Origin of the sequence: Pantoea sp. BS_8 (assembly GCF_041954965.1) — a bacterium.
GTDB lineage: Bacteria > Pseudomonadota > Gammaproteobacteria > Enterobacterales > Enterobacteriaceae > Pantoea > Pantoea stewartii.
Window position 1 is genome coordinate 227,723 of the sequence record NZ_JAVAXU010000001.1, and the last position, 16,860, is coordinate 244,582.

The 16,860-nt window shown below is 56.9% G+C and carries 15 protein-coding genes; 4 read left to right on the forward strand and 11 right to left on the reverse strand.

Going from position 1 to position 16,860, the window contains the following annotated elements:
- Positions 1 to 3 precede the first annotated feature (3 nt).
- The 6 genes from rsxD to ydgT all read right to left on the reverse strand — a co-directional run bounded on the left by rsxD (position 4) and on the right by ydgT (position 5,627).
- The gene (gene rsxD, locus RAC65_RS01085; RefSeq protein ID WP_006119020.1) at positions 4 to 1,062 is read right to left on the reverse strand and encodes an electron transport complex subunit RsxD; all 1,059 of its coding nucleotides are present in this window, start codon (positions 1,060 to 1,062) and stop codon (positions 4 to 6) included.
- Positions 1,063 to 3,585, reverse strand: coding sequence for an electron transport complex subunit RsxC (gene rsxC / locus RAC65_RS01090; RefSeq protein WP_375096257.1), 2,523 nt, complete (start codon positions 3,583 to 3,585; stop codon positions 1,063 to 1,065).
- Positions 3,578 to 4,156, reverse strand: coding sequence for an electron transport complex subunit RsxB (gene rsxB / locus RAC65_RS01095; protein ID WP_033741239.1), 579 nt, complete (start codon positions 4,154 to 4,156; stop codon positions 3,578 to 3,580). Before rsxB ends, rsxC begins: the two co-directional genes overlap by 8 nt.
- A complete protein-coding gene (rsxA, locus tag RAC65_RS01100) occupies positions 4,156 to 4,737 on the reverse strand; it encodes an electron transport complex subunit RsxA (protein WP_013025663.1) in 582 nt (193 codons plus the stop codon). Before rsxA ends, rsxB begins: the two co-directional genes overlap by 1 nt.
- Before the next feature lie 123 nt (positions 4,738 to 4,860).
- Positions 4,861 to 5,304, reverse strand: a complete 444-nt coding sequence (locus RAC65_RS01105) for a DUF2569 domain-containing protein (protein ID WP_375096258.1) — start codon at positions 5,302 to 5,304, stop codon at positions 4,861 to 4,863.
- 107 nt (positions 5,305 to 5,411) lie between these two features.
- A complete protein-coding gene (ydgT, locus tag RAC65_RS01110) occupies positions 5,412 to 5,627 on the reverse strand; it encodes a transcription modulator YdgT (RefSeq protein ID WP_033741248.1) in 216 nt (71 codons plus the stop codon).
- 665 nt (positions 5,628 to 6,292) lie between these two features.
- On the opposite strand from ydgT, the gene ytfQ reads away from it, so the two are divergent.
- Genes ytfQ through yjfF form a run of 4 tightly spaced genes read left to right on the forward strand, consistent with a single transcriptional unit; the run spans position 6,293 to position 10,813 of the window.
- On the forward strand, positions 6,293 to 7,249 hold the full coding sequence (gene ytfQ / locus RAC65_RS01115) for a galactofuranose ABC transporter, galactofuranose-binding protein YtfQ (RefSeq protein WP_033741249.1): 957 nt from the start codon (positions 6,293 to 6,295) through the stop codon (positions 7,247 to 7,249).
- 54 nt (positions 7,250 to 7,303) lie between these two features.
- Entirely contained in the window at positions 7,304 to 8,824 is a 1,521-nt protein-coding gene (locus RAC65_RS01120) for a sugar ABC transporter ATP-binding protein (RefSeq protein ID WP_205950115.1), read from the forward strand.
- The gene (gene ytfT / locus RAC65_RS01125) at positions 8,817 to 9,833 is read left to right on the forward strand and encodes a galactofuranose ABC transporter, ATP-binding protein YtfT (protein WP_289366925.1); all 1,017 of its coding nucleotides are present in this window, start codon (positions 8,817 to 8,819) and stop codon (positions 9,831 to 9,833) included. The genes RAC65_RS01120 and ytfT overlap by 8 nt, the downstream gene beginning before the upstream one ends.
- Positions 9,830 to 10,813: a galactofuranose ABC transporter, permease protein YjfF gene (gene yjfF, locus RAC65_RS01130; RefSeq protein WP_058709196.1), complete on the forward strand. Its 984-nt coding sequence runs from the start codon at positions 9,830 to 9,832 to the stop codon at positions 10,811 to 10,813. Before ytfT ends, yjfF begins: the two co-directional genes overlap by 4 nt.
- A 211-nt stretch (positions 10,814 to 11,024) precedes the next feature.
- Here yjfF and RAC65_RS01135 read toward each other — a convergent pair whose 3' ends face one another.
- The 5 genes from RAC65_RS01135 to RAC65_RS01155 form a co-directional block, all read right to left on the reverse strand.
- Positions 11,025 to 12,677, reverse strand: a complete 1,653-nt coding sequence (locus tag RAC65_RS01135) for a methyl-accepting chemotaxis protein (RefSeq protein ID WP_375096259.1) — start codon at positions 12,675 to 12,677, stop codon at positions 11,025 to 11,027.
- Between the two features lie 486 nt (positions 12,678 to 13,163).
- Positions 13,164 to 13,667 (reverse strand): Lrp/AsnC family transcriptional regulator, encoded by a 504-nt coding sequence (locus RAC65_RS01140; RefSeq protein ID WP_375096260.1) that lies wholly within the window; start codon positions 13,665 to 13,667, stop codon positions 13,164 to 13,166.
- A 15-nt stretch (positions 13,668 to 13,682) separates the two neighbouring features.
- Complete coding sequence (locus RAC65_RS01145; RefSeq protein WP_054687794.1) at positions 13,683 to 15,044, reverse strand: aspartate aminotransferase family protein; 1,362 nt, start codon at positions 15,042 to 15,044, stop codon at positions 13,683 to 13,685.
- A gap of 14 nt (positions 15,045 to 15,058) precedes the next feature.
- Complete coding sequence (locus RAC65_RS01150; protein WP_375096261.1) at positions 15,059 to 16,108, reverse strand: phosphotransferase; 1,050 nt, start codon at positions 16,106 to 16,108, stop codon at positions 15,059 to 15,061.
- Between the two features lie 24 nt (positions 16,109 to 16,132).
- On the reverse strand, positions 16,133 to 16,798 hold the full coding sequence (locus RAC65_RS01155) for a haloacid dehalogenase type II (RefSeq protein ID WP_039340502.1): 666 nt from the start codon (positions 16,796 to 16,798) through the stop codon (positions 16,133 to 16,135).
- Positions 16,799 to 16,860 lie beyond the last annotated feature (62 nt).

Sequence of the window (16,860 nt, forward strand, 5' to 3'; positions counted from 1 at the left end):
CATTTAATCCTTTTGATGACCGTAAACGCGCGGCTGCGTGTAATAGTCAATCAGCGGTACGCATATATTAGCCAGCAGAACGGCGAAAGCAACGCCGTCCGGATAACCGCCAAAACTCCGAATGAGCCATACCAGCAGACCAATAAGGGCACCATAAATCAGACGGCCACGGTCAGTGGTGGAGGCGGTAACCGGATCGGTGGCGATAAAAAATGCGCCCAGCATCGTCGCCCCGGAAAACAGATGAATCAGCGGACTGTTCAGCGAGGCGGGAGCCAGTAACCAACCAAGCGTGGCGCAGACGGTCAGCGACAGCAACATCGCGGCCGGAATATGCCAGCGAATGGTGTTTTTCCACAGCAGGAATACCCCGCCAAGCAGGTAACCCACGTTGACCCATTGCCAGCCCAGACCGGCCAGAACGCCGCTGTAAATGGGCTGGGCTAACAGTTGCTCTGCACTGTGGCCTGCGCGCAAGCCGGTTTTAAAGGTATCCAGCGGTGTAGCCTGGCTGACACCGTCTACGCCCAACTGCAGTTGCTGTAACGTATCGCCCGCCAGGGTATGACCCGTAAAGATCATGCTCAGCGAGTCCAGCACGCCGGGTTTAATCACCTGTAAGGCTTCTGGCGGCATCCAGCTGGTCATCTGAACCGGAAATGAGATCAGAAGAACGACATAGCCGACCATGGCCGGGTTGAAGGGGTTTTGTCCCAGGCCACCGTACAACTGTTTGGCAATAACAATCGCAAATACCGTACCGACCACCACTAACCACCAGGGGGCCAGAGACGGGATGCTGATCCCCAGCAGAATTGCCGTCAGCAGGGCGGAGTTATCGGCCAGCTGAGGGGCGACCGGTGTGTTACGCAGGCGCAGGATAGCCGCTTCTGTCAGCAACGCTGTCAGCGAGGCCAACACAACCTGCAATAAGGTTCCCACGCCAAAAAAGTAGCACTGCGCGGCAAAACCAGGCAGCGCCGCCAGGATAACCAGCATCATGATGTTGCCGGTACTGCGGCGGTTATGAGTATAAGGTGAACTTGCGATACGGAACGCCATTTAATCCTCAGGTGTCAATGTCGATTGCGCTTTACGCGCTTTGGCACGGGCGACAGCCGCCGCAATCGCGGCTTTACGCGCATCGGCGGGGTGATCGAGTTCAGGTGCCTCTTCGGCTTCGGCATTGGCATGATTAGCCTGCTCCTGCGCCCTCTCTGCCTGCTCAACGTCCCTGTGCGCTTCGGCCGCCGCGACAGCCGCCTCACGGGACGCGTCTTCTGCCTGCGCCTGCGCGGCAGCGCGCTTTTTCGCTTTGGCACGTTCAATGGCGGCGGCCACCGCGGCTTTACGCGGATCTTCGGATGTGGTGTCGGCAGCCTCAGCGTCAGCCACCACCTGGGCGGCTTTCTTCGCTTTGGCACGTTCGACGGCAGCGGCCACCGCGGCTTTGCGCGGATCTTCGGATGCGGTGTCGGCAGCCTCAGCGTCAGCCGCCGTCTGAGCGGCTTTCTTCGCTTTGGCACGTTCGACGGCAGCGGCTACCGCGGCTTTGCGCGGATCGTCGGATGCGGTGTCGGCCGTCTCAGCGTCAGCCGCCGCCTGAGCGGCTTTCTTCGCTTTGGCTCGTTCGACGGCAGCGGCTACCGCGGCTTTGCGCGGATCGTCGGATGCGGTGTCGGCAGCCTCAGCGTCAGCCGCCGTCTGGGCGGCTTTCTTCGCTTTGGCACGTTCAATGGCGGCGGCCACCGCGGCTTTACGCGGATCGTCGGATGTGGTGTCGGCAGCCTCAGCGTCAGCCACCGCCTGGGCGGCTTTCTTCGCTTTGGCACGTTCGATGGCGGCGGTCACCGCGGCTTTGCGTGGATCCGCCACCGCCGTTTCAGTCGTGTCCGCACTGTCAGGCGTCACCGGTTTCTTCGCTCTGGCACGCGCAATTGCCGCTTCAACCGCAGCCTTGCGTGGATCGGTCGTCTGACGACTCAGCGCCTGGGTTTCCGCCTGTGCCTCAGCCTGCCGTAACCGGGCCTGCGCATGACGTGCTTCGGCAGCGGCATCTTCATTCTCTGCAGATTGTTTCGCTCTGGCGCGGGCTTTTGCCGCAGCCAGTTCTCCGCTTTCGCTGCGGGCTACGCGCTGTTTGGCTTCAGCATGACGTGCTTCACGCGCCTGCTTTTCCCGCTCCAGTCGTGCCTGGCGTGCCTCAAAACGCGCTTTCGCTTCCAGCGTGCGTTTGGCTTCCAGGTCGATGGCGCGCAGCTCAGCTTTCTCCTGGCGATAGTACTGCACCAGCGGAATGTTACTCGGGCAGACGTAGGCGCACGCACCACATTCAATGCAGTCATCAATGTGATGGGCACGGGCTTTATCGTGATCGCCTCCCTGGCTATACCAGTACAGCTGCTGTGGCAGCAGGTTGGCCGGACAGGCGTCAGCACAGGCAGAGCAACGAATGCAGGACTGTTCCTGTTGCGTGTTGCCCATCTCAGTGCCGGACGGGGCCAGAATACAGTTGGTGATCTTCACGACCGGCACATCCAGCGACGGCAGGGTAAAGCCCATCAGCGGGCCGCCCATAATGACCATTTGTCCTGGTGAAGGGTGAAAACCGACCTGGTGCAACAGGTGGCTGATTGGCGTCCCTAAGCGGCTCCACACGTTCCGGGGTTGCGCGATGGCTTCACCGGTGAGTGTCACCACGCGCTCGGTGATCGGTTCGCCATTGATAATGGCGCGCTTCACGGCCCATGCCGTACCGACGTTTTGCATCAGCACGCCAATATCCGTAGAGCGACCACCATGCGGCACTTCCATGCCGGTGAGTATTTTGGTCAGCTGCTTAGCGCCGCCGGACGGATATTTCGTCGGGATAACGCGGATCTGTAAATCCCGCTCACCACCCAACGCCTGCTTCAGGGCGGCGATAGCCTCGGGTTTGTTATCTTCGATACCAATCAGCACGCGCTCCGCCTGAAGCACCCAGGCCAGAATGCGGCATCCTTCCAGCACCTCGGCGGCGTAGTCCTGCATCAGACGATCGTCAGCGGTGATGTAAGGTTCACACTCAGCCGCGTTAATGATCAGCGTGTTGACGCCCTGCAGGCCGCCTTTCAGTTTGGTGGCCGTCGGGAAGCCCGCGCCGCCCAGACCGGCGATGCCGGCATCATGTATGCGTTTAAGAATGGCGCTGCGTTCATGCTGACGGTAGTCCGGAAGCGGGGAGAGCGGCATCCAGCGATCGTCACCGTCAGGCATCAGAAAAATACACAGCTCTGACAGGCCAGACGGGTGCGCTGTCATGTGCTGAGCGATAGCGTCAATGACGCCCGACGTGGGCGCATGTACAGGCAGCATTCTGCCCTGTCCAAACGTAAGCGGCTGGCCGCGCAGCACCTTATCGCCAGGGGAAACGCAAATTTCGCCTTCGTGGCCAATATGTTGCTTCAGGGGAATGATAAACCGGTGCGGCAGCGGCAATTCAGCGAGCGGCGTGCCGTTGGACTGGGTTTTCATTTCAGGCGGATGAATCCCGCCCTGAAAATCCCAGATCTTCTCTTTTTTAAAGAAATTAAGCAGATTAAGCATGACTCTCTACCGGGATCACCCGAACAGGAATGGTATTCAGATCCCACTTCCAGTTGGCCGTGGTGGTGGCAACCGGACGCATTTCAATGCAGTCGGTAGGACAGGGGGCAACACACAGATCGCAGCCGGTGCAGACATCGCTCAGCACGGTATGCATGGCGCGCGTGGCACCGACGATGGCATCAACCGGGCAGGCCTGAATGCACTTTGTGCAGCCAATACAGTTTTCTTCGTCAATCCACGCGACGGTACGCACGGGCGCTTTGGCCTCGTCATCGCCATCGATCGGTTGTGGCTCAACATTGAGCAGGGCGGCCAGCTTAAGCATGGTCTGCTCACCACCGGGCGCGCATTTGTTAATGGCTTCGCCATTGTTGCCCACGGCGTCAGCATAGGGGCGACAGCCGGGGTAACCACACTGACCGCACTGGCTCTGCGGCAGCACGGCGTCAATCTGCTCAACAATGGGATCTTCTTCGACTTCAAAGCGGCGTGACGCGTAGCCCAGCAGAGCACCAAAGACCAGGCTCAGGGCGCTCAGTACCGCCACCGCTATCCAAATTGCACTCATCAGAATTTCACCAGACCTGTAAAGCCCATAAAGGCCAGTGCCATCAGCCCCGCGGTGATCAACGCAATAGAATTCCCTTTGAAGGGGGCCGGGACATTCGCCAGCACCAGGCGCTCACGCATCCCGGCAAATAACACCATCACCAGCGAGAAGCCCAGCGAGGCGCTGAATCCATACAGCGCCGCCTGAAGAAAGGTGTGATTCAGGTTAACGCTCAACAGGGGGACGCCCAGTACCGCACAGTTTGTCGTGATCAACGGCAGGAAAATACCCAGCAGGCGATACAGCGATGGGCTGGTTTTGCGCACCACCATTTCGGTGAACTGAACGACAACCGCGATCACCAGGATATAAGCCATGGTCCGCAGATACACTAAGTCCAGCGGAACCAGAATGAGGTGATTCACCAGCCACGCGCAAATGGAGGCCAGCGTAATCACAAACGTGGTGGCGAGGCCCATGCCAATGGCCGTTTCCAGCTTTTTGGAAACGCCCATAAACGGGCAAAGGCCGAGAAACTTCACCAACACGAAGTTGTTCACCAGCACTGTGCCAACAAAAAGGAGAAGATAATCGGTCATTTTTTCGCCTGAATACCAGAAAGCGGCTTATTATCATTGATAAAGCGCTGCATCACAACTCCATCGCATTATTGCCAGCCGCCAACCGCACTCAGAATTAAACTCTTGACGAAAACAGCAGCGTTATCGCTGAGTAAATGTCGCTTTTACCCGCGCGGAACGTTTGAAATAGGGAACAAAAACGGCGGCGGCGGCCAGTGAGAGTAGCAAAGTCTGCAACGCGCGTGCATCAGACACCGGCGTAAAGGCAAAGGTTTTTAGCGCCAGCAAAACGGTGATCAGCAACCACACGATATAGTGACGCGGCAGACGGTGCGAACGTTTAAAGAACATCCACACAACCCACATGCTGTAAGCCCACAATGCGGTGGCGGTCAATAATGAAATGGCCCAATAGCCCGTCACCAGCGAACGGTGGTTAAACAAGGTTTCGCGCCATTGCGCATCAAACAGTGGCGTCAGATACATGGCCATCACCAGCGCGGTGGTCAGTAGCGTCATCAGCAACCATGCCAGTGGCAGTAAAAGCCAGCCGCCAATACGTGGGGCTGTAATCGGGGTCGTCATTGCGGTTCATCCTGTTTCAACGTCGTCAGCGGGTCAGAATAGCATGTTAAGACAGACGCAAACCAACAGTGAAAACAGGAGGGCGGGAACAGGGGAGATGCGCGGGATTACACCACGTAGCGCCAGACTGACTTTGGTACGCAGCCCAGGTCGAACAAGCGGCCACCCGATGCGAGTTCAGCACGACGATGGTCGGCTGCCCGGTACATATTGATAATGTCTTTGTCGTCCGACAGCGAATAATTCAGATGGTCATACAGTTTTTCAAGACTTTCAAGGTTATTCACTTTGCGAAATTTTAACAGGTAATCGTGCGCAGTCATTTTTGTCATAACGAATCAATAAGAAAGAAGGCCAAGTATAGGGAGCCGCTTAACGCTGTCCAGTTCCGCGGATGAAAAAAAGCAAAAATCAGACAAACGTGGGGCATAGCTCGCTAAAGGTGAATTTTATCAGGTTTTGCATCGTCGCCATAATCCTGTCGCTGTAAAGCGGTGCATCCAGACCCAACCTAAAAGAATCATTTCTGAGTCACAAGTCACTTTTTATCTGCTTTTATGTACGAATCGATTGTGTATAACTGCGATTCAGGGCCGGATAACAACATAACCAGGATAAACCTCAGGCCAGTGCGGTCAGCGGAATCGTTTCATGCCGGAGACAGGGGATTTCTGTGTGTGCTGGAAATCACAAAACAGACTTTTCCCGGGGCTGAAAACGGGATGGCTCATTCTGTACGCCTGGCTGTAATCGTTTTCAGCAGGGTCACACTTAAGCGATTCTGTTTATTACATTTATTTAACGTAAGTTGAAAAAAGACACAGGCGTTTTGTCCATAAGCCCGCGCTGAGAGTATTCCGTTAATCAACGTAACCCCTTTAAATCGCTCAGTTTTGTGAGGCGTGTCGCCCTAATCTACCCTTTTTTACGTCAGGCTACACAGGCACTTTACCCTGTACAGCAAACGCCCTTCAGAGGAAGAAAAACTATGTGGAAACGTTTACTCCTGACGACAATGGTCAGCGCCGCATTAAGTGGCTCAGTGTTAGCGGCGGAAATGACAGTGGGATTCTCACAGGTAGGCTCAGAATCCGGCTGGCGTTCGGCTGAAACCAATGTCGCAAAAAGCGAAGCCAAAAAACGCGGCATTAATTTAAAGATCGCCGATGGTCAACAGAAACAAGAGAATCAGATTAAAGCCGTGCGCTCCTTTATCGCGCAGGGCGTGGACGCCATCTTTATTGCGCCTGTTGTGCAGACGGGCTGGGAGCCGGTATTAGAAGAAGCCAAGGATGCCAAAATCCCGGTATACCTGCTGGACCGCGCCATCGTCGTAAAAGATAACTCGCTGTATCAGGCCGTTGTCACCGCCGATAACGTTCTGGAAGGCAAGCTGATTGGTGACTGGCTGGTAAAAACCGTCGGCGATAAAAAATGTAATGTCGTAGAGCTGCAAGGCACGGTCGGCGCGAGCGTCGCCATCGATCGTAAAAAAGGCTTTGCTGAAGCGATCAGTGGCCACCCGAATATTAAAGTGATTCGCTCTCAGTCTGGCGACTTTACCCGCAGTAAAGGGAAAGAAGTCATGGAAAGTTTCATCAAGGCCGAGAACAACGGCAAAAATATCTGCATGGTTTATGCCCATAACGACGATATGGCCATCGGGGCCATTCAGGCGATCAAAGAAGCCGGTCTGAAACCGGGCAAAGATATTCTGACCGGATCGATCGATGGTGTGCCGGACATCTACAAAGCGATGCTGGCCGGGGAAGCCAACGCTAACGTCGAGCTGACGCCAGATATGGCCGGCCCGGCCTTTGACGCGCTGGAAAAATTCAAAAAAGACGGCACCCTGCCACCCAAAATTATCAGAACCGAATCAAAACTCTTTTTACCTGCTGACGCGCAGGCCGAGTTAGACAAGAAAAAGAACATGGGTTACTAAGCCGCAGGCCGCCCTTCGGGGCGGTCTTCTTTGATGTAGGGCGGAGTTGACAGCATGACGACACACAATGAATCACCTCTTTTAGCCATCAACGGCGTCAGTAAAGGTTTTCCCGGCGTGAAAGCGCTGGACGATGTCTCTTTCAGCCTGCGCAAAGGCGAAATCATGGCGCTGTTAGGTGAGAACGGCGCAGGCAAATCAACCCTGATCAAAGTGCTGACCGGCGTGTACACCCGCGACAGCGGCACGATTACGTTAAACGGTCAGGCCATTTCGCCGCGCAGTACTGCTGAAGCACAGAAAATCGGTATCGGCACGGTCTACCAGGAAGTGAATATGCTGCCGAATATGTCGGTGGCCGATAATCTGTACATTGGGCGCGAGCCGCGTCGGTTCGGCATGATTGATCGTAAGCGCATGGTGCGCGAGGCGGATGCCCTGATGCGCAAATACGGTTTTGCACTGGATGTCACGCGGCCGCTTGGTCATTACTCCGTCGCGATGCAGCAGATTATTGCTATCTGCCGGGCGGTGGATCTCTCCGCCCAGGTATTAATCCTCGATGAACCCACCGCCAGTCTGGATGCCAGCGAAGTGGAAATGCTGTTCACCCTGATGACAGAGTTAAAACATCGCGGGATGAGCCTGATCTTTGTCACCCATTTTCTGGACCAGGTTTACCGCATTACCGATCGCATTACCGTTCTGCGCAACGGCAAGTTTATTGCCACGCACGACACCGCTACGCTGCCGCAAATTGATCTGGTCAAACTGATGATTGGCCGGGAACTGATGGCGACCGCGCTGCAGCGTCAGGGCAATACGCTGAAGAGCAACCAGCCGGTCGTGTCATTCGAAGATTATGGTAAGAAGGGCACGATCGAACCCTTCACGCTTCAGGTCCGGCCGGGTGAAGTGGTCGGGCTGGCAGGCTTGCTGGGCTCGGGGCGGACCGAAACCGCAGAGGTGCTGTTTGGCATTCGCCGCGCCGATCGCGGCACGGCAAAAATCAAGGGCAGAGTTGAACCGATCCGAACGCCCGCGCAGGCTTCCCGTCTGGGGATGGGCTTTTGTCCGGAAGACCGAAAAACCGACGGAATTATCGGGGCGGCTTCTGTCCGCGAGAACATCATTCTGGCGTTACAGGCGCAGCGCGGCTGGCTGCGCCCGATCAAGAAACGCGAGCAGCAGGCGATTGCCGAGCGTTTTATTAAAAGCCTGGGCATTCGCACACCGCACGCGGAGCAGCCCGTCGAGCTGTTGTCGGGCGGAAACCAGCAAAAGGTGCTGTTGTCTCGCTGGCTGGTGACAAAACCGCAGTTCCTGATTCTGGATGAACCCACGCGCGGCATTGACGTGGGCGCACATGCCGAAATTATCCGCTTAATTGAATCGTTATGTGCCGATGGGCTGGCGCTACTGGTCATTTCCTCGGAGCTGGAAGAACTGGTGGGCTATGCCGATCGCGTCATCATTATGCGCGATCTGAAACAGGTAGCAGAAATCCCCCTCGAGGCGCTTTCTGTGGCGGCAATCGTTAACGCCATTGCTGATGGAGGTACGCAGCATGCTTGAATCACCGGTTACCCCGACCCGGGCGACACGTCGCACGTTCAGGCTGCCGCCAGGCATGCCGCAACTTATCGCGCTGTTGCTGGTGCTGTTGGTCGACAGCCTGGTCGCCACGCATTTCTTCGCCATCCATTTACAGGATGGCCGGCTGTTTGGCAGCCCGATTGATATCCTCAACCGGGCTGCGCCGGTAGCCTTACTGGCCGTCGGCATGACCTTAGTGATTGCCACAGGCGGGATCGATTTATCGGTCGGCGCCGTTATGGCGATTGCCGGCGCGACGGCGGCCACGCTGACCGTGGCGGGCCACAGCGTGCCGTTTATTATTCTGGTCACGGTGGCCAGCGGGCTGGCCTGCGGGCTGTGGAACGGCATTCTGGTTGCGTTGTTACGCATACAGCCATTTGTGGCGACGCTGATTTTGATGGTGGCCGGGCGCGGCATCGCCCAGTTAATTACGCAGGGACAGATCGTGACGTTTAACAACGACAGCCTGGGCTGGTTCGGCAACGGCGCGCTCTGGCTGTTGCCGGTGCCGGTCTGGATCACGATTGCGGTCGCGCTGCTGGTCTGGCTGCTGGTGCGTAAAACGGCCCTTGGGTTGTTTATCGAAGCCGTCGGGATCAACCTGCGCGCTGCGCGTAATGCGGGCGTGAATGGCTGGCTGGTCGTGATGTCCACCTATGCCATCAGCGGAATCTGCGCAGCGGTGGCGGGGCTGATTGTGGCGGCCGATATTCGCGGGGCCGATGCGAACAACGCGGGGCTGTGGCTGGAGCTGGACGCCATTCTGGCTGTGGTGATTGGCGGTGCCTCGCTGATGGGCGGGCGATTTAACATTCTGCTGTCGCTGATAGGGGCACTGATTATTCAGGCGATGAATACCGGTATTTTACTGTCGGGCTTTCCGCCGGAACTTAATCAGGTGGTGAAGGCGGTGGTGGTGATGTGTGTACTGCTGCTGCAATCCCCGCGCTTTATTGCGATGTTTAAACGGAGACGTGCATCATGATTAAACGTCATCTGCCTTTAATGATTACGCTGCTGGTGTTTGTACTCGGCTATCTGTTTTGCCTGAGCCAGTTTCCCGGTTTTGCCTCGACGCGGGTCATCTGTAATATTCTGACGGATAACGCGTTTCTGGGCATTATCGCGGTGGGCATGACCTTTGTGATTCTGTCGGGCGGCATCGATCTGTCTGTGGGGGCCGTCATCGCGTTTTCTGGCGTCTTCCTGGCCAAAGTCATCGGCGATTATCACCTTAATCCGCTGGTGGCCTTTGCCCTGGTCCTCTGCATGGGGGCGCTGTTTGGTGCGATGATGGGCTGGCTAATCGACGCACTCAAAATCCCTGCGTTTATTATTACGCTGGCGGGCATGTTTTTCCTGCGTGGATGCAGCTATCTGGTCTCCGAAAACTCCATTCCGATTGATCATCCGCTGTACGCCACGCTTTCCGGCCTGGCCTGGAAAGTGCCGGGCGGCGGGCGGCTCAGTTTGCTGGCGCTGATCATGTTGCTGGTGGTTGTAGGCGGAATGATTCTGGCGCACCGCACTCGGTTTGGCAATCAGGTGTACGCCATCGGGGGCAATGTGACCTCGGCGCAGCTGATGGGCATTTCAACCCGCGCCACAACCGTCAAAATCTACATGTTGTCGACTACCTTAGCCACGCTGGCGGGCATTGTGTTTTCCATCTACACCTCTGCGGGTTATGCGCTGGCCGGGCTGGGCGTTGAGCTGGATGCCATCGCCTCTGTCGTCATCGGGGGAACCCTGCTGTCCGGTGGTGTAGGGACCCTTCTCGGCACGTTATTTGGCGTCCTGATTCAGGGGCTGATTCAGACCTGGATTAACTTCGACGGCACGCTCAGTTCCTGGTGGACCAAAATCGCCATTGGCATCCTGCTGTTTGCCTTTATCGCCCTGCAACGGTTACTCACCGTAATGTGGGACAGGCAGCAGAATGCACCGGTGAAGCGGCTGAGTTGACGTCAGGCAGGTGCATGAGAAAGCGGCGCTGCGGCGCCGCTTTTGTCGGTGTCGGGCAGGGAAGACGGACGCGACGAACCTGCGGCAACCTTACCGTCATCTCAGACGCGAGCATCAACGATGAGGGCTCGGGCACAGGGGGAATAAGCCCGCACGGCCGCCGGGCTCTGTCTTTGAAACCGCCGCGCCGGTACCCGACGCGGTAAGGTTATTAAAAGCTCGTCCAGCCGTCGTCGGCATTGTCCGCCTTCGTGGTAACCGCCTTCGTCTGGCGTGGAGACATGACCGTGGGCGCGACACCGGCCGTCGCCACCGTGGTCGCCGGAGAACCCAGGCTGAACACGGAAACGGCCTGTAACAGCATGTCGGCCTGTTCTTTCAGACTGGATGCGGCAGACGCGGATTCTTCCACCAGTGACGCATTCTGCTGTGTGGTGCTGTCCATTTCCGTCACGGCGGTGCCCACTTGCTCAATGCCACGCGCCTGTTCGGCACTGGCAGTGGTAATCTCTTCCACCGTATCTGTCAGTTTGCCCACAGCAGACAGAATGCCTGACATGGTTTCAGACGCGTGAACGACCAGTTCATTTCCCTGGCCTACGCTTTGGGCGTTTGCCGCGATCAGCTGGCGAATTTCACCGGCTGCGGTGGCGCTGCGCTGTGCCAGCGATCGCACTTCACTGGCGACGACCGCAAAGCCTTTGCCGTGCTCGCCTGCACGGGCGGCTTCCACCGCGGCGTTAAGCGCAAGGATATTGGTCTGGAAAGCGATCCCGTCGATAACGGCGGTGATTTCAGCGATACGGCCGGAGCTGTCGCTGATGGATTTCATGGTGCCGGTGATCGCCTCTGTCGCGTCACTGCCTTTATTGGCCACTTCCCGCACACTGACCGCCAGTTGCCCCGCCTGACGGGCATTGTCGACGTTATTTTTGACCGTCATACCCAACTGCGTCATCGTTGCGGCGGTCTGTTCCAGCGAGCTGGCCTGTTCTTCGGTACGTTGTGAAAGCTCCGCATTACCCTGAGCAATCTGTGTGCTGGCCGAGGCAACACTCTCCGCGTTTTTCCTGACCAGGCTGACCGTATTGATTAGCGAATCCTGCATTTCGCGGATAGCGGACAACAGTTTGCCCGTTTCATCTTTACCCGTGGTTACGACGACACCGCTCAGATCGCCGTGGGACACGCGATAGGCGGCCTCAACCGCTTCTTTCAGTGGACGCGTAATACTGCGGGTGATAATCGCGGCGGACATGGCGGCCAACAGCAGCGCAACAATCCCGGCAATAATGAGTATCATCAGCGCATCGGCGCGATCTTCCCCCGATTTGTCGGCCGCGTATTTCATGCGCGCTTCCTGAAACGTCTGCATCTCTTTCAGCGACGCCATGAAGTCACCCTGCGTCTGGTAACGCGGGCCAAAAAGCAGCTGCGTCGCCTCATCACTTTTTCCCTGCTGAGCCAGCGCGACAACCTCATCGATAAAAGGCAGGAACAGGGCTGAGCGGGCGTTCAGTTGGTCAAAAATCGCTTTGCCCTGAGACGTGCTGACCTGATTGCCCATCTGCGCGATCAGCGTATCCACTTCATGACGTTCCCCACGGTAATCACTTATGGCTTTCTCTCTTTTCGTCACGTCTTTAAGAAGAATGGCATTTCGTGCCAGACGGCTCATATCAGAGGTGTAATAGCGCAACGCAGCAGACGAAGAGGATTTGCTGTAGAGCGCGCCCGAGATCTCATCATTGGCGTTGCCGAGTGAGTTAATTTTTATCACGCCGATCAGGACCATAAAAATAACCAGCAGCGCCATAAAGCCGAAGGCGGCCCCAAGCCGTATTCCAATTCTGATGTTGTTCATATGCATTCCATAGTGTCAGGCCCCGGCATGAACCAGCCCTATGGGCGAGCTGATGCGAAGATGTTTTACGTAAAAGTCGGAAGGTGATCGGTATAAAATTTTGTAAGGTTAACTATCGCCTTGGTATCGGCATTATGCGGCAAAGGCTTTAGGTGAAATATTCACGTTGAGTAACATTTACTCATGTGAATAATTTGTTAAATAAAGCATGGCTGAGTGGTTGTCTTATGGCCTCGTGCGGCGCATCGTCAGAACGAGACCGCTAAAAGCCGTGACAGGCGTAAACTGCCAGGTTCAGAAAGGGCGTAACCCGTCGGGTGAGGAAAAAACGTGTCTGTGTCGATATGGCCGCCAGACAGCAGCGGTAGTGGGCGCAAAGCGGCCGGACAGGGCGCGGACCCACACCGCAACGAAACAGACGGAAAGGCGGTTCAACGGTTGATGTCTCAGGTAACGCCCGTCCCCGTGCACAGGCCGGTTACTTACCTATTCCCAGCTGCAGTTTCCGTTGGCAATTACGCTCAACGGTTCTTCCCGCCACGGCCAGGGGTGCCTGAGCACCACGCGGCTGGCGAATTTGGCAATGCCGATTTCGTCGTCCAGCAGCCGCGCCATTAAATCCTGAAACCGGTAAAGGTTGGGGGCGATGATTTTCAACAGATAATCGTAGCCGCCGCTAATGTTGTAGCACTCGACAATCTCCCGATACTGACGGGCACCGGTTTCAAACCGCAGGAAATCAGCAGGGTAATGACTCGCCAGGGTGATCTCGGAGAACACCACCAGATTGCAGCCCAGTTTATTCAGTGAAATCCGGGCGGCATAACCGGCGATAATGCCGCTCTGCTCCAGACGGCGGGTTCGCGCCAGACAGGGACTGGGGCTGAGGTTTATTGCCTCAGCCAGTTCGACAATCGAACAGCGCCCCTCGCGTTGCAGATGCTCAAGTATCCGGATATCGGTGCGGTCAGGGAGCCTGGCATGTGACATAGATGGCGTATTCTCTCAGGTTGAATGGCCCATGCGTGCTGCGGTGGCGTCCGTCAACGCCTGGTCGAGCACGTCGATTATTATTTCCGCCTGTTCGGCCGTCAACACCAGAGGAGGACGGATCTTCAATACGTTATGGCCCATGGCGCAGGCACTCAGCAATACGCCTTTTTGCCGCATCCGGTTCACCACCTGACTGGTCAGCCAGCGGTCGGCTGCGCGGCTCTGCCGATCAGAAACCAGTTCCACGCCGACAAACAGGCCCGCCCCCCGGACATCGCCGATGGCTTCGTGCCGGTGGCTCAGGCCGCGAATGCCTTCCAGCAGCCTGTTCCCGGTTTCACGCGCATGCGCAATCAGTCCCTCTCGCTCAATGGTATCCAGCACCGCCAGGGCCGCCGCGCAGGAAACAGTATTACCGGCAAAGGTATTGAAGTAGCGGGAGCGCTGCCCAAACTCCGCCAGCACGTCGGCTGTGGCCAGTAAACCGGCAACAGGCTGACCGTTGCCCATGGGTTTGCCCAGCGTCACGATATCCGGTCTGAGTCCGTGACGTTGAAAACCCCACATGTTTTCGCCCGTGCGGCCAAAGCCGGGCTGGACTTCATCGGCGATAAACAGGCCGCCAGCCTGCCGGATGGCGTTCACCGCGCCGTGCAGGAAGCCGGTCGGTCCGGGCAGGATCCCGTCGCTGGTAAAGAGTGAATCCACGATCAACGCGGCAGGCTGAATGCCGTGACGTTGCAGATCGGCAATGGCCATTTCCACATCCTGGGTAAAACGTTCGCTCAGATCGACACCGTCGGCGTGATAGGCGCGCGGGGCAGGGACCAGCCGAACATGCGGCCCCAGATCGACGCTTTTGCCCAGCGAGGGTGAGAACTGTGAGACGGCGTCCGTAATGCCATGATAAGCGGTTTCGGTCACAATAATTCCGGTGCCACCGGTCCGGATTTTGGCAATACGAAAGGCCAGATCGTTGGCTTCACTGCCCGTGCAGGTCAGCATCAGGTGAGCCAGGTGGGTTTCAGGTACCGTCGCCAGCAGGCGCTCAGCCAGGGTCAGAATCGTGTCATGCAAATAGCGCGTGTTGGTGGCCAGCGTTTTGACCTGATTGCAGATGGCGTCCGTCACCGCCGGATGGCAGTGCCCCAGCGAGGTCACGTTGTTATACACATCCAGATAGCGGCGCCCTTCGGGATCGAACAGCCAGGCACCCTCACCGCGCACGATGTGCAGAGGATGTTCATACATCAGGCGATAGGCCGGGCCCAGCAACGCATCGCGGCGGTCAATCATCGCCGCGGTCACCGGGTCAACATCGGCCTGCCCGGGGATATAGGCATTAACCATATTCAGGTCGGTGGTGCTTTTCATGGAAGTCTCCCGTATCAGAGTTCGGCCAGCAGGCGATCACGTGCCGTGTCGCGGGACAGGTCTGCCAGCATTGACAGCGCCTCCCAGGCGGCAGGATTGTGACGCATGATGTAAGCGCGGTTATGTGGATAGCGGGCCGCGCGCCATTCGGTAATCAGAACAGTAATCAGATGACGCGTCGTCATCAGGTCGGTGACAATAGCCTGTTCCAGATCGGTGAGCGGCAGGGTTTTGTGGTAGGCACCGACGAACTGCGCAGCTCCTGCGAAGGGATCGTCACAGCCGGTCATCTGAAAGGCCGCAGCAGTGGCCACTTCGCCTACCAGCGGTGCATAGATCATGTCGCCAAAGTCAATGATGCCGGTGAGACGCTCCTGTGCATCTGGCGCAACCAGCACGTTATACAGGTGATAATCGTTATGGATCACCTGCGCCCGCAGCGAGCCAAGACGCGGCAATACCTGGGTGGTGAAGCGCATCATAAATTTTTCTGCGAGGCGACGCCGTGCCGGATCGATGACTGCCTCCAGTTTGTCCATCAGGCGATGCGCGGCGGAAACATTCCACAGCAGATCGTGGCGGGCGGCCGGATGTAAAAAATCCTGTAACGCCAAATCCAGCCGGCCCAGACAGCACGCCATGGCCCGACGCTGTGCGGGGGTAGGTTGGGTATCCCTGACCTGAGTGCCCTCCAGCCAGCTCAGCATACGAACCAGCGTGGTGCTCCCTGCTGGTAACGTGACAACGTCACACTTCTTGCCCGCTGATGTGCGCACGACGCGCGGTATGGGCAGATCCGGTGCCACCTCGGCGATATGCTCAAGCGCGGCGATCTGGAAATCGACAATCGCCTTCGCTTCGGCGGGATTACTGATTTTCAGGACAAAACGCGTACCGGTCGGGGTTTCAATGCAGCAGTTCTGGTCGCGTTCGCTTGCCAGTGGCTGCACAATGGTATCCGTCATACCGTACCGCTCTGCCACTAACGCCTGTACGGCAGATAACGACAGCGCAGGCGCGGCGGTATTCAGAGCGACAGCCTGATGTGTCTCAGTTTCAGACATGATGTTTCCCTGCCGTTGAAGAGATTACAGGCCCAGCAGGCCGGGAAGCTGGCGGAAGTCGGTCAGGCGGTTCACACCGTAACCGTCAATGGCCGGCTCATGACCGCGATCGATAAACGCCCTGGCCATAAAGCCCAGATCGCACGCTGTCATCAGGTCATAACGAAAACTGGATGAACAGTGCATCATCTGTTCGGGGCCGCAGCCCAGTTGGTCGAACATATACTCAAAGATCCGGGCACGCGGCTTGTAGGCCTGGGCTTCTTCGGCGGTGTACACCGCATGAAAGGGCGCGCCGAGACGGGTAACGCTGTGCGGGATCAGGTCGATCATGGAATTGGATAAAATCACTAACGGAATATGCTGTGCTATCGTCGTCAGCGTCTCAACCACATGCGGATGAGGTTGCCAGCTGGCCACGGCAGCATAAAGCGTCTGCGCATCGCTTTCCTGATAGACGACGCCATGGGCATGACAGGCGCGCTGAAGCGCATTTTCAATCACCTGGTAAAATGGTTTCCAGGCACCCAGCACCTCATCAAGCCGGTAGAAACGAAAATGCGCCAGGAAAGTCGCCATGTGCGCTTCGCTGACCCGATCGGCATAAATGCCCTTTGCCGTTGGGCCCATTTCGAAATTGATTAGCGTGCCATAGCAATCAAAGCTGATAAATTTTGGCCTGAAAATCATTTGCTTAACCTCTTTCATGTGGATGAAAGAAGTATATCGCGCGACACAAACACATAATTTCT